Origin of the sequence: Kitasatospora sp. NPDC085464 (assembly GCF_044541955.1) — a bacterium.
Lineage (GTDB): Bacteria > Actinomycetota > Actinomycetes > Streptomycetales > Streptomycetaceae > Kitasatospora.
The window spans coordinates 1-4,148 of record NZ_JBITTM010000111.1; the positions used below are offsets into that span (position 1 = coordinate 1).

The 4,148-nt window shown below is 72.8% G+C and carries 3 protein-coding genes; 2 read left to right on the forward strand and 1 reads right to left on the reverse strand.

All coding sequences use genetic code 11. The annotated features are described in order from the left end of the window. The first annotated feature begins 16 nt into the window (after positions 1-16). Both ACIGG8_RS42725 and ACIGG8_RS42730 read left to right on the forward strand, forming a co-directional pair. Positions 17-241 carry an MbtH family protein gene (locus tag ACIGG8_RS42725; RefSeq protein WP_350519260.1) on the forward strand — a complete coding sequence of 75 codons (225 nt, stop codon included), beginning with the start codon at positions 17-19 and terminating at the stop codon, positions 239-241. Positions 242-424: 183 nt separating this feature from the next. Then, positions 425-1,234 carry an alpha/beta fold hydrolase gene (locus ACIGG8_RS42730; protein ID WP_396553974.1) on the forward strand — a complete coding sequence of 270 codons (810 nt, stop codon included), beginning with the start codon at positions 425-427 and terminating at the stop codon, positions 1,232-1,234. 242 nt (positions 1,235-1,476) lie between these two features. Here ACIGG8_RS42730 and ACIGG8_RS42735 read toward each other — a convergent pair whose 3' ends face one another. Beyond that, positions 1,477-3,882, reverse strand: coding sequence for an MMPL family transporter (locus ACIGG8_RS42735; RefSeq protein WP_396553975.1), 2,406 nt, complete (start codon positions 3,880-3,882; stop codon positions 1,477-1,479). Positions 3,883-4,148 lie beyond the last annotated feature (266 nt).

Consider the following 4,148-nt stretch of genomic DNA (forward strand, 5'->3'; position numbering starts at 1 on the left):
AAAAAGGAGCGATCGCATGAGCAGCAACCCCTTCGAGGACCCCGAGGGCACCTACCTCGTCCTTGTCAACGACGAGGGGCAGCACTCCCTGTGGCCGGCGTTCATCGAGGTGCCCGAGGGGTGGAGCACCGCCCTTGAGGCGACCGCGCGCGACGCGGCCCTCGACTACATCAACACCCACTGGACCGACATGCGCCCCGCCAGCCTGGTGCGGGCGATGGAAGGCGCCGACGCCTCCTGATCCTCCCGTGTGGCCCGCCCGCGAGCGCTCCTCGGCGCCCGGGGGCGGGCCACACGGCTGTCCGCGGCCGGACGCCGCCGGCCGACCCACGGCCGCGGACCACGCACGGGCCCGGGCGCACAACCCGGACGACGCACGACCCAGACCACGCACGCTGCAGACGACACCAAGGGGGAATCCCAGATGCCGGTCGTTCCGGTCAACGGCATACGCCTTCACTACGAGGACACCGGCGCGGGCGAGCCGGTCGTGCTCATCCAGGGGACGGGCGGCGGCGCCACCGTGTGGCAGCTGCACCAGGTGCCCGCGCTCACCGCCGCCGGGTTCCGCGCGATCACCTTCGACAACCGGGGCATCCCGCCGACCTCGGAGTGCCCCGAGGGCTTCACCCTCCGGGACCTGGTGGGCGATGTCGCCGGCCTCGTGGAGCGGCTCGGGCTGGGCCCGGTCCGGGTCGTCGGCACCTCGATGGGCGCCTTCGTCGCCCAGGAGCTCGCCCTCGCCCGGCCCGACCTGGTGAGCCGGGTCGTGCTGATGGCCACCCGCGGCCGCACCGACACCCTGCGGGCGGCCCTCACCCGGGCCGAGATCGAGCTGCACGACTCCGGGGTTTCGCTGCCGCCCCGCTACGCCGCCGTGCTGCGCGCCCTGAAGTCGCTGTCGCCGCGCACCCTCGACGACGACGCCGCGCTGGCCGACTGGCTGGACCTGTTCGAACTGGCGCCGCCGGCCGGCCCCGGCCTGCGGGCCCAGATGGAGGTGAGCCGGCTGGACGACCGCCTCGACGCCTACCGCGGCATCGGCGTGCCCTGCCAGGTGATCGCCTTCGCGGACGACGTGGTCACCCCGCCGCACCTGGGCCGGGAGGTCGCGAACGCGATCCCGGGCGCGGTGTTCGAGCTCGTCGAGGGCTGCGGCCACTACGGCTACCTGGAGGACCCGGACACCGTGAACAAGCTCATGGTGGAGTTCCTGCGCGGCGGGAGCGACTGACCCACCGCGGCTGAGGGTCCGTCTTCAAGCCCCCGGCGTCGCCCCGCAGGCGTGGGTTTGAAGACGGGCCCCATAGCGGCCGCGGCGATCCGCCGAACGCACACGAGCGTCCGGCCGGCCCGGGGAGAACCGGGGCCGGCCGGACGCTCGTGCGTTGCGGCGCGGTGCGCGGCGCACGGAGAGGGGGGAGAGGTGCCCGACGGGGGCCCGGGCGCCTCTCCCCCCTCGTTCGGGGGACCTGCCTACTGCTGGTAGGTGTCAGGTCGGTCGTGGCCCTGGGGCCGCGGCGGGGGCCACGCCTGCGTCAGGTGGGGCTGGCGGCCGTAGCCGTCGCCGCCCGACCCGTACGACTGCTCGGCCGGCTGGTAGCCCGGCGCCGGGGCGCCGTAGCCGTTCGAGGCGGCGTCGCCGCGGTCCGGCACCGCGTAGGGGACGTACGGCTCCGCGAAGGGCGGCTCGTCCACCAGCTCCGGCTCCCGGTGGCCCCGGCCGGCGAGCGCCGCGCGCTGTCCGCGCCGGCCGCCGGGCAGGCCGCCCGGCCACCAGTTCCACGAGCCCAGCGCCGCCATCAGGGCCGGCAGGACGAAGATGCGGATGACCACGGCGTCCAGCAGGATCGCCGCCGCCAGGCCGACGCCCAGCTGCTTGAACTCGACCATGCTCAGGGTCCCGAAGATCGCGAACACCCCGACCATGACGACCGCCGCGCTGGTGACGACCCCGGCGGAGCGGGTGATGCCGTCGCGGACGGCCTCCTTGACGTTCACCCCGCCGAGGGCGGCCTCACGGATCCGGCTCACCACGAACACGTGGTAGTCCATCGAGAGGCCGAACAGCACCACGAAGAGGAACAGCGGCAGCCAGGAGACCACCGCGCCGGTGCTGTGGAAGTCCAGCAGCTTCTCGGCCCAGGTGTGCTGGAAGACCGCGACGAGCACGCCGAACGCGGCGGCGGCCGACAGCAGGTTCAGCAGGATCGCGGAGAGCGCCACGGCGAGCGAGCGGAAGATGTAGGCCATGGTGACGAAGGTCAGCAGCAGGATGAAGCCCACCACCCACGGCATCCGGTCCTTCAGGTGGCCGGTGAAGTCGATGCCCTGCGCCACCTTGCCGCCCACGCCGGTCTCGACGCCGGGCACGCCCTGGACGGCCTCGGGCACCCAGGTGCGCAGCAGGTCGAGGGACTGCCGGGCGCCGTCGCTCTTCGGCGAGTGCGGGGTGCCGACCTGCACCACGTGCACCGTCCGGTCCTGCGACTCGCGGACCTCGGGCGTCTGGTCGTGGGCGAAGAGCGGGTCGGCGGCGGTCCGGGCGAGCAGGCCGCCGAGGGCGGCCTTGACCTTGTCGGCCTGGTCACCGGGGGCACGGACGGCCACCTGGTGCGTGGTGCCCTTGCTGGGGAACGCCGCGGTGAGGCGGTCCATCGCCTGGACGACCGGGATGTCGCGGGACAGGTCGTCGGACCCGGGCTGCTTCAGGCTCATGTCGAGGGCGGGCAGGGCCAGGGCCAGCAGCGCGCCGACGGACACCACGAGCGTGAGCACGGGCCGGACCAGGGCCGGCTTCAGCAGCGCGCGCCACAGCTTGGACTCGCCGGAGCGCATCGTCAGCCGCCACAGGAAGGGGACCCTGGGCCGGTCGACCCAGCGGCCGAGCTTGGCGAGCAGCGCGGGGAGCACGGTCAGCGAGGCCAGGACGGCGACGGCCACGACGATGATGGACCCGGTGGCCAGCGAGGCGAAGGTGGCCTCCTGGGCCAGGTAGAGCCCGGCCATCGACACGATCACGGTGGCGCCGGACACCAGGACGGTGTGGCCCGAGGTCTCCGCGGCGATCTCGATGGCGTCGATCCGGGAGGCGCCCTTCTGGCGCTCCTCGCGTTCCCGCTTGAGGTAGAAGAGCGAGTAGTCCACGCCGACGGCCATGCCCATGAGCAGGATGACGTTGCTCACCGCGCTGGTCTCGGGCAGCACGTGCGAGGCCAGCGCCGACAGGCCGGTCGCGGCGCCGACGCAGGAGATGGCGAGGACCACGGGCACGCCGGCGGCGATGATCGCGCCGAAGACGACCAGCAGGATCAGCATGGTCAGCGGCAGGCTGATGAACTCGGCCTTCTGGAAGTCCTTGCCCAGGGTCTCGGTGAGCCCCTTCGCCGTCGAGCCGGTGCCGACCTGGTCGACCCGCAGGCCCGGGTGGGCGTTCTGGACCGCCGCGCCGGCGTCGAGCAGCGGCTGGATGCGCCGGTCGGCGTTCTCGGTGTCCCCCTTCATGGTCACCGGGAGCAGCAGGGCCTTGCCGTCCGGGGAGGGGACCGGCTTGCCGACACTCTCGACCTCCGGCAGGGCCTTCATCCGGTCGGCGAGCTCCTGGGCCGCCTGCTGGGCGGCCTTGGTGTCCAGCGCCCCGCCGGCCCCGGCCGTGATCAGGACGTTCTCCTCGGGCTTCTCGGTGAAGTGGCCGGAGGCGACGATCCTGCCCGAGCGGCCGGACTCGCCGACCCCGGACTCCTGGTCGCTGATCTTGTTGCTCCCGGCGGCCCCGCCCAGGAAGAGGCAGGCCGCGACGAAGACCACCCAGAGCCCGATGGCGGACCACGGATGTGTGGCACTCCACCGCGCGACCCGTACCGTTGCCGGCTTCTTTCGCACGTTCTGCTTCCTTCCATTGCTGCGGAAACCGCTCGGGCGGCTGCCGTCGTGGCGATGGGGAAAACGCTAGTTCCGGGCGCCGGTCCGGGACACGAGGTAAACCGCCGGGGTGGCCACAGTTTTCCGCAGTCCGTGGCCTGCGGGTTCCCGTAACGCGGGCGGTGCGGTTTCCCGTAATGCGCCCGGCGGAAATCTTGACCGGACTGAATCCGGCGGCTAGCTTCAGTTTCCGGTTCGCCCTTTCGGATCGCACGGCTCGGTAAATC